This window comes from Stenotrophomonas mexicanensis, assembly GCF_032911605.1.
Classification (GTDB): Bacteria; Pseudomonadota; Gammaproteobacteria; order Xanthomonadales; family Xanthomonadaceae; genus Stenotrophomonas; species Stenotrophomonas maltophilia_A.
In genome coordinates this window covers 1-17339 of sequence record NZ_JAWJTG010000017.1, presented here as the reverse complement: position 1 = coordinate 17339, position 17339 = coordinate 1, and the positions used below count along the sequence as shown (strand labels likewise).

Here is a 17339-nt window from a genome sequence, read left to right as displayed (position 1 = left end):
ACATGCCACGCGCTCAACGCCCACAGGTACTGGATCTGATCGCTCAGCTGGCCCCCGGCCAGCCGTTACCTGCCGCGGCGCTGGCCGAGCGTCTGGGGGTGGACCGGATGGCGCTCAGCCGGCTGGTGGCCGCCAGTGGCCCGCAGGTGGTGCGCATGGGCAGCACCCGGGCAACCGCCTATGCACTGCGGCGGCCCACCCGGGCCGGCAGCGAATGGCCGCTGTACCGGCTGCGCGAAGATGCGACGCTGGAGGAGCTGGGGCGGGTAATTGCGCTGGTAGGAGGCGGCTTCCACGTCGATGCCGGGCCTGACTGTCCGAACCTGCGACGCGCGCCCGAAGGTGACGTTGCCGCCTTCTTTCCTGACTTGCCGTGGTACCTGGATGACCTGCGACCGCAGGGATTTCTTGGTCGCAGCTTCGCCCATGGCCGTGCGCAGGCGCTCGGCCTGCCGAAGGACCTCAAGAGCTGGCAACCGGACGATGTGTTGATGGCCCTGGTAACCGCTGGCGGGACTGAAGCGGGCGATCTGCTGCTCGGTACCGCCGCCGTGGAGGCGGCGATGGAGACGTTGCAGGTGCCGATCGATCGGGTTGCGGCCGACGATCGTCTTGCACAGTATCGCGAGCGTGCGCGTGCTGCGCTGGACGGAGAGGACGTGGGCTCCTCGCCGGGTGGCGAGCAACCCAAGTTCACCGCCACCGTAGAGGCCTACGGCAGGCGCCGCTCGGTCCTGGTCAAGTTCGCGCAGCCCGATGAAGGCGCCGCCGCCCAGCGCTGGAGCGATCTGCTGGTCTGCGAACATCTGGCGCTTGAGGCCCTGCGCGAGTCCGGACAAGCCGCGGCGTCCAGCGAACTGCTGCAGTCGCCCACGCACACCTTCCTGGAAATCGAGCGCTTCGACCGCACGCCCGATCTGCTGGGGCGGCGAGGCCTGGTCTCGCTGCTGTCGCTATCGTCTGCGTTCACCGGCGAGGTCACCCCAGCGTGGCCGGTTGCAGGCGCCGAACTGCGTGATCAAGGCTGGCTGACGGCCGACACCGTGCAGGCGATGGGCCGACGCCATGCGTTCGGGCGGCTGATCGGCAACAGCGACATGCACCACGGCAACATCGCCTTCCACTTCATTGATCGCGGCCCGCTGCCGCTGGCGCCGGTCTACGACATGCTGCCGATGTCGCTGGCGCCGTCAAAGCTGGGCGTGTTGCGCGCGGACGAGCCGCTGTCGCCGGTCGCGCCGCTGGGCAGTGGTGATCTGCAGCATCTGCGCTGGGCGGCACCGGTGGCTGAAGCATTCTGGCAGTGCGTGGCTGTTGACGGGCGGATCCAGTCGCCGGCAATGCGGTCGTTGGCGGGGGCGAACGCCGAGCGGGTGCGGGAGATGGGCGCGCGGTTTGGGTGAGCCAGCTGTTGCGCAAGCCTGGGCGCGTGGCGTTACGCAGCGATGGCTGAGGGTTTTTCAGTGTGTCTTGGCGTCGGCGGGTAGCCGGTTGAGCGCAGGCTCCACTACACTGTGACGCTGCGCAGGGCCTATAGCTCAACGGTTAGAGCAGGGGACTCATAATCCCTTGGTTCCAGGTTCGAATCCTGGTGGGCCCACCACATTGACGTCCAGAGAAGTCCGGAGACGTCCACGAAACCCTTGATCTGCTTAATTTAAGCGCTGCAACGCATCCATAGCCGTCCAGCGGCATCCACTTGCATCCACAAAAAAAGTGAGTCAGGCTGTGTGTCAGCGGGCTAGACGCCCCTAGACGACTCACAGGCGCTCGACTCACATGCTGACCGACACCAAGTTGCGCTCGCTCAAGCCGAAGGCCAACCCCTTCCGTGTGGCTGATGCCAACGGCTTGTGCATTGAAGTGCGCCCCTCGGGAGCCAAGGTGTGGCGCTACCGCTACCGCTATCTGGGAAAGGCCAGCATCGTCACGCTCGATGAGTACCCGTCGATGTCGCTGCAGGCTGCCCGCGTCGAACGCGACCGTCTGCGCTCGCTCCTGCGTGGCGGGGCTAATCCCGCTCAAGTGGCCAGGGTCGAAAAGGCAGTCCAAGGAGAACGCGCCGCGAACACCTTCGGAGCCATCGGCTTGGAATTGCTCGCCAAGCGAACGAAGGAGGGCCTTTCCCCTGGATCGGTCGTGCGCGAGCGTCGGCTGATCGAGAAGGATCTGGCGGGGCTGGCTGATCTGCCTATTGCGGACATCACCGCCCCCGTGCTGCTGGCGGCGCTGCGGAAGCTGGAACAGCGCGGTGTTGTAGAAACCGCGCATCGCGCCCGGGCACATGCTGGGCGGGTCTTCCGCTACGCCATTGCTACGGGTCGTGCTGATCGAAATCCCGCTCAGGACCTAACAGGAGCGCTTGAACAGCCTCAGACCAAGCACTTTGCCAGCGTGACTGATCCTGCCGTTATAGGAGGCCTCCTGCGCGCGCTGTGGGGCTACCAAGGGGCACTGGTCACGCAAGCCGCTCTAAAGCTGGCCCCAATGGTTTTTGTTCGCCCGGGGGAGCTTAGGCAGGCGAAGTGGGCTGACATCGACCTCGATGCTGCAGAGTGGCGCTATGTCACCAGCAAGACCAAAACGCCGCACATTGTCCCTCTGTCCAAGCAGGCCGTTGAGGTTCTCCGGGAGCTGTACCCGTATACAAAGCGGAGCGAATTCGTCTTCCCTGGCGTCCGCAGCGCGCTGAAGCCAATGAGCGAGAACACGATGAACGCGGCGCTCCGAAACCTTGGCTTCGACTCAGACACGATGGTTGGCCATGGCTTCCGAGCGATGGCAAGAACGGTTCTGGATGAGGTGCTTGGCTACCGTCCGGACTACATCGAACACCAGCTAGCGCACGCCGTAAAGGATCCGCTCGGGCGGGCCTACAACCGGGCAACTCACCTCCCGGAACGCCGGAAGATGATGCAGGCCTGGTCTGACTATCTCGACCAGCTGCGCGCTGCAGAACCGAACGTGCTGGTCTTCAAAGCCAAGCGCGCCTAACCACCGGAGATAGACAGGCCTTTAAGGAGGGCCGGACAAAGTAGCACAGCCGCATAAACAAAGCGGCCGAGAAAGGGGCTGGAACCCCTAGCTCGGCCTACCACAACCGACTATTGGAGAGTCGATCATGGATTGCAGCATTGTACTTGTTGCGCCTGAACGGGCGCGCTCGGCCGAAAACCGGCCCACATCTCAGGCCGTACTGGCCATCAGGATACTCCGCGCTTGCCACAGCTGGTTCAGCGCCAACGACGACCTCAATACCTACCGAGTCTGCCTCGCACTTTTCACCGCCGCACTGGCCCTCGAATTCTGGGGGCGCGCCAATGGCTAAGCGCAATCAAGGCGAGTCGGCGGCCCTGAGCAGGGAAGATGCCCTTTTCCAGGCGCTGAACTCAGCAAGCCTTGCCATGGGTGACATTGAGGGGATCTGCCAACTGCTCTTCAACGAGCAATCGATGTTCGAGGCAGATTTCCCGGCTCCGATAGTTGCTGCCATCAGCATGATCCGCGAGCGGGCTTCTGCTGCAGGAAACGCGATGCAGGAGGTGCTGTGATGCTCAGCTCGACTGTAGCGAGGGCTACGCAGGAAAAGGATGTACTCGAAGTCCGTATTGAGGCGCTGCTTGAAGCTGGCGTACCGATCCGAACTTTGATCGGACATCAGCTCTGCAGCATAGACTGGCTTGCCGCTCGAATCGACCACAAGTTCCGGCTTTGCTATCCCGGCGAGCGCGGTGAAGTGATTGTTGAGTCCGTTTCTGCAGCCAGGCTCCTCACTCGTGGCAGGGAGCTAGGTTGGCATCCGCTGGATGAAGAACCGTTTGAGCTCGGATGGCCAGACCTCTTCAAGGAACCGCTTTATCACTACCGACAAGGCGTGCATTGGTACGCGACCGCTATCTCGGATACGGACCGGATGCTCCCACTCGGGTTTCCTAAGTCTGTCCTGGAGAGAGACAGACTAGCCACGGAAGCAGCGGCTAAGAGGGCTGAAAGCCGATTGCGTCGCCAGCAGAAGGCGAGGGACAGAGCCTTGGCTGCCAAAGACCGCCAAGCTGATCTGGACAACTTGACGCGTATCTCAGAGCGGATGCTGCAGGAGGCTGCACAGGCCGGACGCCCTATTTCAGTTTCGACCGCTCGGCGAAGGGCAAAGGCATGGATGCACCAATGGGAGAAGGATGTTGCCACAGTCATGAAGCGGTTCACGGATGGCCAGAGGGGTGGTGACGATGGCCGGTAACAGCAGCAGGTTCCGGAGGCCGATTCGGTTTAATCGGACCCGCGCGAACCCAATTCAGCGGTTGCCCTTCTACCGCCAGAGCCATGCCAAGGTCGGGGACTACTGGCGAATGCCCGAAGCCCATGGGCATCTGATGGGCCGAGAGGTGGGGAGGGTCTGCTGCATCGCCTTCCTCCAAGCTCTCAGGGCGGCTGCAGCGGACCCGCGCACTAGCGGGAGTGCCCATCTGGCCGATATTGTCTGCTCCGTGGCTGAGGTTCACGGCGGTAGCGTTGGGGAAGTACAGAAGGGAATCTTGGATGGTTTTTTTGGGTGCGGATCGCCGCTGGTGGAGGCCTTGCTTCGCGGTATCTGCGCTGAGAAGGGCGTCGAAGAGGTTTACACAATGGACCAACTGGAGGCAGCGCTCACCGACCTGTCTTCTGCCAGCGTTGAGGAGTACGCAGGGCGGCGCAACGTTCCGGTCCAGTCGCTAATCCCTGATAGGTCCGACCATCCTGCTTTCGAATTGTCATCCCAGGACGCAAAGCCTCAGTAAGAGGCAGCTTGAAATTGAGGAAGAACTACATGGCTCGTCCCAAACCCGCCAGCCGAATTCCCGACTGGTTCAATCTGGATGCATACAGCCACTTATCCGAGTTGGATGCCAACGGTTGGTTGAGGGTAGTAAGCGGCCTTCGCATGCTGCTCGACGAAATACCCGATCTCTATCGGACTGGAGATGATGATTCTGACCTCGACCTGGAAGAGCTTGAAGAGGTCTTTGTAGGCTTCCAGGAGGATGAAGGCAGAGGATGGGCCGACTGGAAGAAGCAAGAATATGTTGTGGATGAGGCTGTCTTTGACTTCGGCAGTGTCCAGTCACTGAGCAACTGGACCGTCGCGCATATGGGCGCAACACTTGATCACATCGAGAACGGTCCTGAGTTGTTGGTCGGCATGAGAACGGCGGTTGAACTTGAAACCAAGAAGGAGTTCAAAGCAGCTAGGAAGGCATTCCAGTCCATTGACTATCTTGAGGAGTTTTCCAGCACGCCATTCTTTGTTTCACTGAGAGACTCTAGGCAGAATTCAGGCTATGGGGTTGGGCTTCCTAGGCGGAGAGCGCTCTCGGTCAACATGCGAGCTCCTGACGAGATACTCCGAAAGGACTTCGACCGGTGGCTTCGGGCGATGCGCGCTCTTCAGGGGCATCAAGCTGCGAAGAAGTCATTTACGGACACTGATTTCAAAAGGTGGGTGCGCAACGCGTACGTCCCGCTGCTTGTGCTGACTAAGTGGAAGGAACTCACCGGTGCGAGGATCACCTACGGTGACCTCTGTGAGGCGGCGTTCCCACCAATGAGAAGAGTGGAAGTAGATGACGTTCGTAAGACTTTCCTGCCAAACGCTAAGGCCTGGGCATCGCTTGAGACCATTGATGCTCTTGCCGCGCAGGCAGCTAGGGAGGACGAAAAGTCGGAAAATTCTGGCGGCTAGATATTTCCGGAAGTAGAAGGATTTGAACCTGCCCCGGTTGAAAATGAGGGCCTCATTTGGCCCTTCAAGTAGCACGTCTATGTGCATAGTTTTACATCCGTCCGGACACAGCCGGGCGGGTGCGGACGCCGGTTCGTACCCAGCTAACAGGTACGAACAATGGTCAACTCAACGAACGCTCTCGATCCACTGCTGCATCGCATTCCCGATGCGTGTCGCCGGCTCAGCGTCAGCCGGACGACCCTCTACGAACTGATCAAGGCGGGCGAGATTCGCTCGGTCAAAATTGGAGCTCGATCCCTGATCCCTGAGGTCGATCTCCAGCGTGTGCTGTCCTCTAGACTGGGGGCCGTGCGATGAGCGGATTCGACTTCTCCGATCTGAGCGCAGATCAGCGACGTCTGCTGGATCTCGGTGGCTGGACCGCAGATCACCCCCATACCGAGACCAAGCCGGCCCGTAAGGAGGCTGTGGGGCTGATTGAGCGCGGGCTTCTTCTTGCCGTGAACGTCCGCAGGCGTGACACGTACGGCTCCTACTCCCTGACCGAGTACCGGGTGCCTGATACCGCTCGCCGGGCATGGGCACTGCACAAGGAGGTCACCCCATGACTTCCGATGCTATCCGAGCCGGCCGAGTGGCAGCCAGGGGGCGGACCTTGATGCGCCTACCCGAGGTAGTCGCGGCCTGCGGTATTTCCCGCTCCCTTATCTACAAGATGGCCAAGGAAGGCCGGTTCCCCGGGCCTATCCGAGTAGCCGCCCGCCTGTCTGCCTGGGATTCGGAAGCTGTGCAGAGCTGGATCGACTCCCGCTGCGAAGAAGGGAGGGCGTCCTAATGGCTACTGGAATCGTCCACGTAGAGTTCCACGGGGCCGAACTGATCGGCCGACTCCATCAGGGACAGCCCTTTGTGGCGATGCGACCCATTGTGGAGGCCATGGGCTTGGACTGGTCCAAGCAGCTGGACAAGCTGAAGTCCCACCCGGTGCTGGCCCGCCAACTGTCTACCTTAAGGGGGATGGTTGCTGGCGATGGCAAGGGCCGCCAGATGCAGGTGCTGCCCTTGTCCAGGCTTCCGTTTTGGCTGGCCACGGTCAATCCCAACAAGGTGAAGGCCGCGATCAGGGAACGAGTGATCCTGTTCCAGGAGCAGGCGGCGGATGCCCTTGCAGCTGCATTCCTCTCGAATGGAGCGAGGCAGGATGCGGCAATGGCCAAGCGCGTCGCAGGGACTGTCATGTGTCGGATCTTGCACGACACGCTTGTGGGCCTTGGCAAGGACCCCAAGGGCTATGACTACGCGACGGAGCATCGCCTGGTAAACCACTGCATCACTGGTGTGTTCCAAGGCGTGTCCGAGGACTCCCTCTCCACTGACCAACTGAAGCTCCAGCAGGAGCTACGGATGCAGAACGCCGTCTGGATCGGGCAGGGCATGGCCTACCGAGATCGCAAGCCTCTTCTCGAACAGCACGCGGCAACCTGGTGCCGCACTCAGCACATTGGCTTGGAGGCTTCCAATGGCCACTAGAGCGACTCAAAGGTTGCTGCACGGGCCGAGCGGCCTCTTGGTTTCACCCGCGACAGGAGAGCTCTGGAGCGCCTGCGGTCGTGTGATGGGCCGCAAGAGCCGAGATGGATATATCCGGGTCATTGTCCGCCTGGCGGGTGGTTCCTGCGCGACTTGGTACGCCCACAGGCTCGTCTGGGAGGTCGTGCACGGCTCTGTCCCAAAGTCTATGCAGGTCGATCACCTCGATGGCAATCCGTCGAACAATCGGCTGGGTAACCTTCAGCTAGTGACTGGTTCGGAGAATCGGCGCCTGCAGCGTGCGCGGAGCATGGCTAAGTACGGCAGCCCTTCTTCCACCTGCAAGCTGAGCATTGCAGAGGTACGAGCAGTGCTACGTACCGTTGGGACGGTCCCCACCAGGGTTTGGTCACGTCGATACGGTGTCGACGCTACAACCATCAGGCGCATCCGCCAACGCAAGACCTGGCAGCACGTCGAGGCAGGGAAGAACCGTAGGGCTAAACGTTCCAAGCGTGGCTGAGGCTGCGTCTACCGCCCTTGGGGGGCACATGCACAGTACAGGCCAAGACCGCGTGCAGCGGTCTGCAGAGGGCGCTGCCGGCTATGCCACGGCACAGCCCAAGAAGAACATCGACAGGCGGCGACAGAGGCTTCAGGGGCGCTCTAAGGGGCCGCCCTTCCTCATGATCGAGCACAGAATCTCCGACTCGCCCGAGTTCGGCAGACTGTCCGGTAATGCGGTGAAGCTGCTGCTGGAGCTGGCTCGGCAATACCGCCCGGGGAAAAACGGCGATCTGAGCATCCCTTGGTCGATGCTGTCCACGCGTGGATGGAAGAGCAAGGCGACGGTCCACAGCTCCAAGCTGGAGCTCCTGGCCGCAGGCTGGATCATCGAGACGCGCAAAGGTGGCAAGAACATGTGCAGCCTGTATGCGCTGACCTATTACGCCGTCGATGAGTCCGAAAAGCACCTTGAGCCACCGACCGTAACTCCACTGAACCTGTGGAGGAATCGAAATGGGTAGTCGCTATGTAGGCCAACTAGGTCGCTATGCAGGCCAATCCCGCTATGAGTTGGCCCGCATAGAGACCTACGAGGTCGCAATGCAGGCCAGTCAGGCGGTTATCCACACCCATTCGAGGTCGCTATGTGTACACCCTTCTAGATATATACCAAGCGGAGCGTGCTCTTCCTGCTTCAAAGCATTGGCTTTAGGGCTTCAAGCCACGGCGGTCGTTTCTGGACGCCTCCAAGGAGAAGCGCGAACCGGTTCGCGAGGCGGAGTAGTCCGTCTGGAGGACGGGTCGTGCTGGGAGGCCGACCATGGCATCTCGAGAACATGAGCGGTACTTGGAGATGGTGCTGCTGGAGAACGAGGCAGTCGATTTGGTTGTGAGGAGCATCGCTCGTGCGTTTGGCTTCGGGGCGCCAACACGGCCCGCAATCCGGCATGCGACGAGGCGGAGCCCCAGCGAGGAGTGCTGCCCGGATGACGGCGCGTACCTGCCCATCCATAGGGTGCACTCGATTGAGCAGGCCGCATCCAAGTACCTACCGGCGCAGGCGGCGGCTCGTAAACAAGCGCTGGAGACGTTCAGCCCGAAGGAGCGCCAAGCGGTGCTGGACTTTGACCAGATGGCGGTGATGCGCTCCCCGGCCGCGGCTGATCGCACTCGCCAGCTAAGGGGCTGGAAAGCGCAAGGCTCGCTAACAGCTGCGCCTGCCAAGGGGCCGAGCCGGTTGGTGTTGCACGCACTGGCGGACGCGCAGCTGGACGGTCCTCTAGGTGCCTGGCTGATGCTGTACGCGCTTGGCGACCAAAGGGAGTGGCCTGTGGTCTGTCGCCACATGACCGCCTGCGGGCACCCCGATTGGGCTTCACTAGAAGCAGCTAGGAGACTGCTAGCCGGACGCCAGCAGCAGTCCTACCGGGAGTCGGCGAAGGCGCAAGCCCGCCAAGAGGCGCGGTTTCGTCGCGAGGTGCAGTCGGCCGAGAGGCGCCTGCTTGAATGGCTGGCTCGCGCCAGCCGGAGAGTTGCCGTCGCAATGGGCTCTGCCTGCGAGTAGTAGACCTACATGGACGGCAGTGGACGCGGGAGTCAAAACCACCCGGATTCCGACCTACCTAGTAGGGCCCCACGTCCCCCCAAGGGCGGGTCCGGGCGGCAGCCCCCAGAGAGCTGCCGCCTTCTTTTTTTCGACTCAAAGCGCGCAACCGAATCCGGCACGCATGCAGGCTGCCACTTAGGCAACGGAGATCTGATGCCACCAATCATTGTCGACAATGCGATCTCCGATGCGCCGGGCGTGCGCGCTCAGGGGCTGCGCGCTCAGTACGTGGACTGGCCCGGCCATGACGGCGAGGTCTACAAGCGGGTATCGCTGACGCCGGTTCCCGGCCTGCAAGAGGCCATCGAGGCGAGGCTGGGCCCGGTGGAGATGCTGGGCATGGGATACCGGCTCAACTTCAACGGCGAGCTGCCCAACGCTGCGATCCACTCCGACATGGGCTGGGGCACGCACGCCGCTGTACTGTATCTGAGCGAAGGCGAGGGCGGCACTGCGTTCTGGCAGCACAAGGCCACTCGCGCCAAGCGTATCGACCCAGGTGACGTGGCGCTGTTCGAGGCCATCAAGGGCGATTGGGATGCTGCCGATCGCTGGGAGCAGATCAGCCTAGCCGAAATGAAGCTCGGCCGGATGGTGATCTACGAATCGGCCATGTTCCACAGCCGCTGGCCCTTTGCCGCCTTCGGCACTGACTACGAATCTGGCCGCCTGGTTGCGGTGGCCTTCTTTACCCCGAGGGGCTGATGACCACCATTCGCAAAGCAACTCTGGCCGACGTGCCGGAGATCGTCCGCATGTCTGCAGCTTTCTACCCGACCACGCACTACGCGCAGTGGTGCGAGATGGACGAGGCGAGCGTCGCCGGCCTTGCCACTGGCCTGATCGAGAACGACGTGTTCTTCGTAGCCGAGCAGGAGGGGGCACTGGTCGGCATGGTCGGCGTGATGCTGGTCCCGTTCCTGTTCAACCGCGACCACCTGTTCGCCACCGAGATTGTGTGGTGGGTTGCCCCGGCGGTGCGCGGCACCTCGGTCGCTGCCCGCCTTCTGGAAGTGATCGAAGCTCCGTGCCGCGAGCGTGGCGCGGCCCGGATCCAGATGGTGCACATGCCCAACAGCCCGCCCCAAGCCGCCGCTCTGTATGAGCGGATGGGCTATGCGCGCTCCGAAATCTCCTACACGAAGGATCTCTGACAATGGCCGCAATCACCGCAGCAGCAGTGGTCGGCGCCGGCATGGCCTACTCGGCCAACCGCCAAGGCGCCGCACAGAAGAAGGCGGGCCGCGCCCAAGCAAGCGCAGCTCAACAGACGCTGGACACCCAGCAGGGCATCTACGACCAGTCGCGCCAGGAGGCCATGCCGTACTTGGAGGCAGGCAACAACGCCCTCACTGGCCTGAACGCGCTCGCGGCTGGCGATTACTCCGCCTTCCAGAACAGCCCAGACTACCTCTATGCCCAGCAGTCCGGGCTGGCCGGGCTGGACCGAAGCGCTGCGGCGCGCGGCGGGCTGTATTCGGGCGGGGCGGATGCCGACCGCATCGCGCTGGCCTCCGGGCTTGCCACGCAGAATCTCGGCAACTACCGAAACTCCCTGATGGGCCTGGCCAGCATGGGCCAGAACCAGAGCCAGTACCTGGGCCAGCTCGGCCAGAACTACGGCAACCAGTTCGCGAATGCCATGGGCATCAAGGGCAACGCACTGGCCCAGATCGCGTCTGCAGGGCCGATGACGCAGGCGGGGTATGGCAATGCCTTGGCAGCGGCAGCCAGTACTTACGCTGGCGCGGCAGGTGGCGGCGGTAACGCACTGTCCGGCTGGCAGCCTTCGTCGGCTTGGGGTCAGTCAGTCACCGCGTCGCCAGGATCCAATCAGGGTTTTGGCAACAACATGCAGAATTTCCTGGCCTTGGGTAATGGCCGCAAATCCAGCTTCGGCGGGTGGGGGAACTAAGACATGGCAGACTTCCAGCAGAATTTCTTGGCCTCGCTTTCTGCGGGCAACCAGTTCGGCCAGCAGATCAAGGCCCAGCGTGACCAGCAGCAGCTGAACCGTCTGGCCCAGCTTTCCTATGAAGCGCCACAGGAGCAGCGACAGTCGCTTCTCGGCCAGATGGCTGCACTCAGCCCCCGTGCCGCGCAGCAGCAGGAGCAGGCGTTTGCCAGCGCGGACGAGCGCCGCAATACCACCATGGTCAACATGGCCAAGCTGCTTACGGCCATGCCGCCAGAGGCCCGAGAGAGCCTGTACAACAACCGGATGCTCCCCGAGCTGCAGAAGATGGGGGTGTCTGGCGCCCCTCGGTGGTCTCCTGAAACCGAGGCGGTCATCATGAAAAGCGCCAATGACCTCTACATGGCTGGCACCGGCGGCCAGATGCCGACGGATGTTCGGTCCTTCCAGATGATGACATCTGGTCTGTCACCGGAAGACAAGGAGCGCGCCCGCCGTGTCCAGCTGGGCCTTGAAGGGCGAGCCTCCAATGCCGGTTACGGATTCTTTGAATTCCAAGGTGCGGATGGTCTTAAGCGCATGGGTCGAAACAATCCGCGTACGGGCTCGCGTGAGGTATATGACGAGTCCACCGGGGAGTTTGTGCCCTTGGGCGGCACTGCTGGGATGGGGGCTGCACCGCAGGCTGTGGCTTCTCCGGCAAACGGCAACCACTACGCTGCATTCAGCCAGCTGGCGACTGAGTTCCCGTCTGTGACGATGACCAGCGGTGTGCGCTCTGCCGAACGCAATGCCCAGGTCGGAGGCCAGCCCAACAGCCAGCATCTCAACGGCACCGCCGCAGACTATGCGGTTCCGGCCAACCAGAAGCCTGCATTCATCTCCCGTGCGCGCCAGCTAGGCTATCAGGCCATCGATGAAGGCGATCACATCCACCTGCAGTTGCCTCGCGGAGCCTCCAACAACATCAACCCTGCACTTGCAGTTGGCCGCAGCCCCGAAGATCAAGCTGCGCGCACTGCGCAGGCTACGACGAATGTGGAGAACGCCAACTTCCCGAACAAGCTCAATCAGGAGCGTCAGCTGCAGGATGTGAAGACTCAGGGGGCGATCACTCAGGCAGCCGGAACAGCAGCGGCGGAAGCACAGGCTAAGGACGCAGCACAGCGTCCGAAGCGTATCCAGCAGTACAGGCAGGCTCTGACTGCCGCCGGGAACGTGGAAACGTCGCTGGACAAGGCGCTCGGTCTAGTAAGCCCATATTCGACTGGCTTCGTAGGCGCTCGCTCTCGTGGTGTTGAGGGGAGCCCCTCCTACAACCTGGCTGCAGAATTGGAAACCATCAAGGCCAACCTCGGCTTCGACAGGCTGCAGCAGATGCGCGATTCGTCGCCTACGGGCGGTGCGCTCGGCGCCATCGCGGTACAGGAGCTGGTTGCGCTGCAATCAACGATTGCCAACCTCGATCCCAATCAGTCTGAGGCTCAGATCAGAGACAACATTGAGCGTGTAAAGACACACTACAAGAAGTGGAGGTCCGCGGTGGAACAGTCCTTGGCGGACGATGAGCGGGCTCAGAGCGCAGCGCCCGCTGTAGGGGCGGGCCAGCACTACGGAGGCGCAGCTCCTTCATCAACGCCATCTTCTTCCAACTACAGCAATCTCTGGAACTGACCAATGGCCAAGAAATGGGTTGACGTGGCCGCTTCCCCTGCCTACCAGGCCCTTGCGCCAGAGCAGCAGGAGGAGGCTCGCAATCAATACTGGAACGAAGTTGTTGCTCCGCATGTGCCTGCTGCTGAGCATGCTCAGGTTCGTCAGGCGTTCGACAGTGACACCTCGCGCACTGTGAATTGGCCTGGACAGGCTCCAATGGAGCTCGAAGTTGTTGGCGGAAGACCTGAGCGGGCTGATTTCTCGAATGTGACCTCCAGTGTTTCCAGTACTGCAGATGGTCGCCAAGCCGATGGGTGGATGCCGGGCAGGGGGCGTGACTTCGCATTCGGCGTTCGCTCGGCGTTGCAGAGTGCTGGCGGTCTGCTAGGGGCAGTTGGCGGCGACGCGTTCAACAACTATGTCGCCAATCCAGTGGCGCGTGCTGTGGGCCTGCAGGAGTCGCGCCCGTACCGAGAAGAGGCTGCAGCTCTGGCAGATCGGCTCGGCCTACCCAAGGCACAGACTGGCGCTGATCGTGTTTTGGGCGATGTTGCTGAAGCACTGGCGGGCACTAGCCTCACCATGGGTGCTGGCGTCGGGATCAACGCACTTGCTAATCTTGGAAGGAGCGCTGCAATACGAACCCCGGGATATGTGGCTCCCGTCAGGAATCGCCTTGCCGACCTCCTGACCACCCAGCCTGGTCTGCAGACTGTGTCTTCCATTACCGGATCTGGAGCATCCTCTGTAGCGCGCGAATCAGGAGCATCTGAACGCAATCAGCTCCTTGCCGGGCTTGCGGGTGGACTCGCCCCAGGTGTTGCGACGGCTGGCGGCGCGGCTACATTGCGCGGTGGGGTTCGGGGCCGCTCCGGCCAAGGCATGCAGAACACGCTTGCTGACTTCCAGGCACTTGGTGCGACGCCTTCCGTTGGACAGGCTGCGGGGCCGGGATGGGTTCAGGGGATGGAGGGCCTGCTATCCAAGGGTCCTACGAGTGGTGGAGTACTCGGCCGATTTGCCGAGGACCAGGCTGATCGGATCGGCGCAGGGCTTAAAGCAAAGGCTTCCAACCTTTCGCCAAATCCGGGTTCGGAGAACGCTGGTCTCGCAATTGAGAGAGGCATGAATGCCTTTAAGGGCGACACAAACGCGGTGAAACGCGCGTTGTACTGGGCGGTCGATCAGCAGATCCCTGGAACCGCGCCGACTCCCATGGTCAACACGCAACGCGTTCTTCAGCGGCTCACCACTCCCAACCCGGGTGCACGGGCAACAACCGGGGATTTGATCCAGCCCAGCATGTCTAGGCTTCGGAACAACCTCGAAGCGGATCTCCAGGCGAATGGCGGAAACCTGACGTATGAGGCGCTCAAGCGCATCCGCACCGACATCGGTGAGCAGATCGGGCGCTCGTCGCCCCTGAACCCTAGCACTGATCTGCAGGAGCTCCAGAAGGTCTATGGGGCCCTGTCGGAGGACATGCTTGCAGCTGCGCAGAACAGTGGACCGGCAGCAGTGCGGGCCGCAGCACGTGCTAACAACTACACCCGGAACGTCGCTGAAAGGAATGAACTGGTTCAGCGCATTCTGAACAAACATGGTGGCCCAGAGAAGGTCTACCAGGCAGCTACTTCGGGCACCAGGGATGGTGCAACCACGCTCCGCGCCGTGATGTACTCGCTGCCGCAGGAAGAGCAGAAGGCCGTTTCCGCAGCTGTGATCAAGCGCTTGGGGCTAGCCACGCCGGGGAATCAGAACGTAGAAGGCGACGTTTTCAGTTCGTCCACTTTCATGCGCAACTGGAATGACCTGAGCGAGGAGGCCAAGGCGGTGCTGTTCGGTCGCTATGGCAAGAACTTCAGGGAGTCGATGAACCAGGTGGCTAGGGTTGCGCACAACATCAAAGAGGGCGCAAAGGTCTATGCGAACCCATCCGGCAGCGGCGACAAGGTCACCGCGATCGCTTACTGGGTTGGCCTTCTCAATGCTCTGGGCAGTGGCCATTTCAGGACTGCAGCCGGCGTGGCAGCGGGTGGGGTTGGAGCAAATGCGACTGCTCGCGCACTTACCAGCCCAATCGCCGTGAGGTGGCTTGCCTCACAAACCAACATGCCGAGGGGGGCGGCAGTGCCACAGGCGATTCTCCTGCAGAAACAGGCAGCTGCCGCGAACGATCCAGAACTGGAAGAGATCGCAAAAGACCTAGTGGAACGGGCCAAAAATGACAGAGATCAGCATCCAGGCAGCGAAGACGAACAAGGCAATGATCGCTCCAACTGATAGGAATACCTTCCATCCATCAATTGAGTTTGATGCGACTTCCTTCTCATGCTCCCGCTGCATCCAATCCTTCGGCTGTCCGCCGACGTTGGAGAGGTCTACCTTGTCACTGCTCATCGGGTCACTCCATTGGATAGGTAATTTTGGCTCATCGATGCTTCTCCGCGCATGACGATTCGTCAGTCTGAAGGCAGCAGATATAAGACCAGTCGTCTGCGCTGTCCTTCTCCCTCGCCTGCGCGGCATTCCAGGCGACGGTCCCGCACTGCTGAAGCCCAATGGCTGTGCCAAGGAAGATCTCATTCGGCTCAGATGAGGTATCCGTGACTTCGTAGTAGTAGACGTTGAAGGCCTGTGTTTCAAGTTGCTTGCAGGTGAATTGGGAGTATTCCTTACAGGAGTCCGTTTGGCACCCTGGCAGAGCCACTAAGGAAGCAGCGGCTAGGAGGGAAGCCATAAATAGGCGCGCATCTTGCGGCTTCATCTTCCACCCTGCCCAGTCCTAGAAGCTACATACGCCATGCAGCCCTCCACGAATGACTTGGAGCGACCTCGGCAGTTCTGTACGGAGGACGTGCCTTGCTTTGCGGCCCATGCATAGCCTGCCTTGTGCCCGCTGCAGTCTGAGGAGCACCTGTAACCCATGAAGGTGCCAGGCGGGTCGGATCGTGCGGAGTGATCATCTACCCAGCTGTATTTGATGGCCCGGCAGGCGCTGTCAGTTGGCAACGGTCTGGAGGTGTACATCCGACGCCCATCCCGGACGCAGGCGTACACAACACCTTCGTTACCTTGATAGCTTTCCGCCGATGCGCTTTGGGCTGTCGCTAGGATGCCCATCAGGGTGAAAGCAAGCGGGAACAGTCTGTCCATGAGTCCTCCCCTGTTTGGGCGGATCGTACACCAGTGAGCTGGCGCGGACCTTAGGCCGACTACCACCGATTTTGAGACCAGTACGCGCGCGTTGGGCCGTCCAGCGGCGTCCACATAGGTCCAGCAGTTTGAACGAGACAACTGAGGGGAAGTACCCGATGGACCCAAGCATCGCCGAGCTGAAGATCACACGTCGCCCTGGCCAATCGGACGAGGAGCTCCATGCCGAGCAACTGGCAGATGGGGTTAACAGCAACGCGTTCCTGGCGCTTCTGTTTGCTCAGCATTCTGGCTTTGCCAAGGGTTCGGAGATTGGCGAGCTTGTAGGGGCTACTCAGCAGGCAGTGGAGCGAGCTAAGCGGGGAGGAACCGAGCAGGCCGACTCACTTCTCACCAGTCAGGCCATAGCTCTCAACGCGGTGTTTCTGGAGATGAGTCGGCGAGCAGCGCTCAACATGGGCAGCCATCTTAGGGCCACCGAGACGTACATGCGGCTTGCCTTGAAGGCTCAGTCCCAGTGTCGCTCGACCCTCGAGTCCCTGGCGGAGATCCGGAACCCCAGAACGGTGGCCTTCGTGAAGCAGGCCAACATCGCCAATGGGCACCAGCAGGTAAACAACGGCCCGGAAAGTCCGGGGCAAGTCTCGGAAAGGTCGGGTGAGGCCCGGCCGCGCGGGAGAGAAAACGTGCAAAACGTACTATTGGAGGAGAAAGCGAATGGTGAATGGTTGGACCCCCGAACGCCGACAGCGCCAGGCGCAGGCAATCCGGACTTGGCGTCCGTGGGAGCACTCGACAGGACCAAGGACCCAGGCAGGGAAGGCGGTGACGAGTAGGAACGCCTGGAAAGGAGGGGAGCGTCCGGCTTTGCGCCTGCTGACAGCGATCCTGAGAGGGATCGAATCGTGAGCGGTCCATTTCTGGAGCCCTTAAAGGAGCGGTCCCATGTTGCTATGTGATGTCGCCCAAGTCCTTCCAGCAGAGGGCGAACTGGACTACGTTGACCTGATTACGCGCGCTGGGCTGGCCAAGGACCTCATCCGTAGGATTGATCGGCACTATCTCCTCCATGAGGATGGGTGTCCCGGGGAGGTTGGCGAGGCGTGTTCCTGCGGCCTGGTAGTCGCCTTTGTAGGCCCCACGGCGATGGCCATGGTGGACAGTCACTACGCCTACCGAACTGACCCCATCAACGGGTTCTACCCCGTTTTCACGGACACTTACAAGAAGGCCGATTCAGGCCATGA

General features: G+C 61.5%; 18 protein-coding genes and 1 tRNA gene. All 19 read left to right on the top strand.

What is annotated here, in order from left to right; genetic code table 11:
• The first annotated feature begins 2 nt into the window (after positions 1-2).
• A complete protein-coding gene (yjjJ, locus tag R1L06_RS09360; protein ID WP_065428852.1) occupies positions 3-1403 on the top strand; it encodes a type II toxin-antitoxin system HipA family toxin YjjJ in 1401 nt (466 codons plus the stop codon).
• Between the two features lie 124 nt (positions 1404-1527).
• Positions 1528-1603: transfer RNA gene (locus tag R1L06_RS09355), tRNA-Ile, on the top strand.
• 176 nt (positions 1604-1779) lie between these two features.
• A complete protein-coding gene (locus R1L06_RS09350) occupies positions 1780-2994 on the top strand; it encodes a tyrosine-type recombinase/integrase (protein WP_317217546.1) in 1215 nt (404 codons plus the stop codon).
• A 326-nt stretch (positions 2995-3320) separates the two neighbouring features.
• A complete protein-coding gene (locus R1L06_RS09345; RefSeq protein ID WP_317217545.1) occupies positions 3321-3551 on the top strand; it encodes a hypothetical protein in 231 nt (76 codons plus the stop codon).
• Positions 3551-4240: a hypothetical protein gene (locus R1L06_RS09340; protein ID WP_317217544.1), complete on the top strand. Its 690-nt coding sequence runs from the start codon at positions 3551-3553 to the stop codon at positions 4238-4240. Before R1L06_RS09345 ends, R1L06_RS09340 begins: the two co-directional genes overlap by 1 nt.
• 567 nt (positions 4241-4807) lie before the next feature.
• Positions 4808-5719 (top strand): DUF6387 family protein, encoded by a 912-nt coding sequence (locus R1L06_RS09335; RefSeq protein WP_317217543.1) that lies wholly within the window; start codon positions 4808-4810, stop codon positions 5717-5719.
• Positions 5720-5878: 159 nt separating this feature from the next.
• Positions 5879-6079, top strand: coding sequence for a helix-turn-helix transcriptional regulator (locus tag R1L06_RS20495; protein WP_081352271.1), 201 nt, complete (start codon positions 5879-5881; stop codon positions 6077-6079).
• Positions 6076-6330, top strand: coding sequence for a hypothetical protein (locus R1L06_RS09330; protein WP_317217542.1), 255 nt, complete (start codon positions 6076-6078; stop codon positions 6328-6330). The genes R1L06_RS20495 and R1L06_RS09330 overlap by 4 nt, the downstream gene beginning before the upstream one ends.
• Positions 6300-6557, top strand: a complete 258-nt coding sequence (locus R1L06_RS20490; protein WP_373695420.1) for a helix-turn-helix transcriptional regulator — start codon at positions 6300-6302, stop codon at positions 6555-6557. The genes R1L06_RS09330 and R1L06_RS20490 overlap by 31 nt, the downstream gene beginning before the upstream one ends.
• Entirely contained in the window at positions 6557-7252 is a 696-nt protein-coding gene (locus R1L06_RS09325) for a phage antirepressor N-terminal domain-containing protein (RefSeq protein ID WP_317217541.1), read from the top strand. Before R1L06_RS20490 ends, R1L06_RS09325 begins: the two co-directional genes overlap by 1 nt.
• Positions 7242-7775, top strand: a complete 534-nt coding sequence (locus R1L06_RS20485; protein ID WP_373695419.1) for an HNH endonuclease signature motif containing protein — start codon at positions 7242-7244, stop codon at positions 7773-7775. Before R1L06_RS09325 ends, R1L06_RS20485 begins: the two co-directional genes overlap by 11 nt.
• A gap of 220 nt (positions 7776-7995) precedes the next feature.
• Positions 7996-8280 (top strand): hypothetical protein, encoded by a 285-nt coding sequence (locus tag R1L06_RS09320; RefSeq protein WP_317217540.1) that lies wholly within the window; start codon positions 7996-7998, stop codon positions 8278-8280.
• Positions 8281-9518: 1238 nt separating this feature from the next.
• The gene (locus R1L06_RS09315) at positions 9519-10070 is read left to right on the top strand and encodes a DUF6445 family protein (RefSeq protein ID WP_317217539.1); all 552 of its coding nucleotides are present in this window, start codon (positions 9519-9521) and stop codon (positions 10068-10070) included.
• Positions 10070-10519 (top strand): GNAT family N-acetyltransferase, encoded by a 450-nt coding sequence (locus R1L06_RS09310; protein WP_317217538.1) that lies wholly within the window; start codon positions 10070-10072, stop codon positions 10517-10519. Before R1L06_RS09315 ends, R1L06_RS09310 begins: the two co-directional genes overlap by 1 nt.
• 2 nt (positions 10520-10521) lie before the next feature.
• The gene (locus R1L06_RS09305; RefSeq protein WP_317217537.1) at positions 10522-11280 is read left to right on the top strand and encodes a hypothetical protein; all 759 of its coding nucleotides are present in this window, start codon (positions 10522-10524) and stop codon (positions 11278-11280) included.
• A gap of 3 nt (positions 11281-11283) precedes the next feature.
• On the top strand, positions 11284-12954 hold the full coding sequence (locus R1L06_RS09300) for a D-Ala-D-Ala carboxypeptidase family metallohydrolase (protein WP_317217536.1): 1671 nt from the start codon (positions 11284-11286) through the stop codon (positions 12952-12954).
• 3 nt (positions 12955-12957) lie between these two features.
• Entirely contained in the window at positions 12958-15219 is a 2262-nt protein-coding gene (locus tag R1L06_RS09295) for a hypothetical protein (RefSeq protein ID WP_317217535.1), read from the top strand.
• A 1001-nt stretch (positions 15220-16220) separates the two neighbouring features.
• Positions 16221-16928 carry a hypothetical protein gene (locus R1L06_RS09290; protein ID WP_317217534.1) on the top strand — a complete coding sequence of 236 codons (708 nt, stop codon included), beginning with the start codon at positions 16221-16223 and terminating at the stop codon, positions 16926-16928.
• A gap of 109 nt (positions 16929-17037) precedes the next feature.
• A partial coding sequence (locus tag R1L06_RS09285; protein ID WP_317217533.1) for a hypothetical protein occupies positions 17038-17339 on the top strand: 302 nt, incomplete at its 3' end.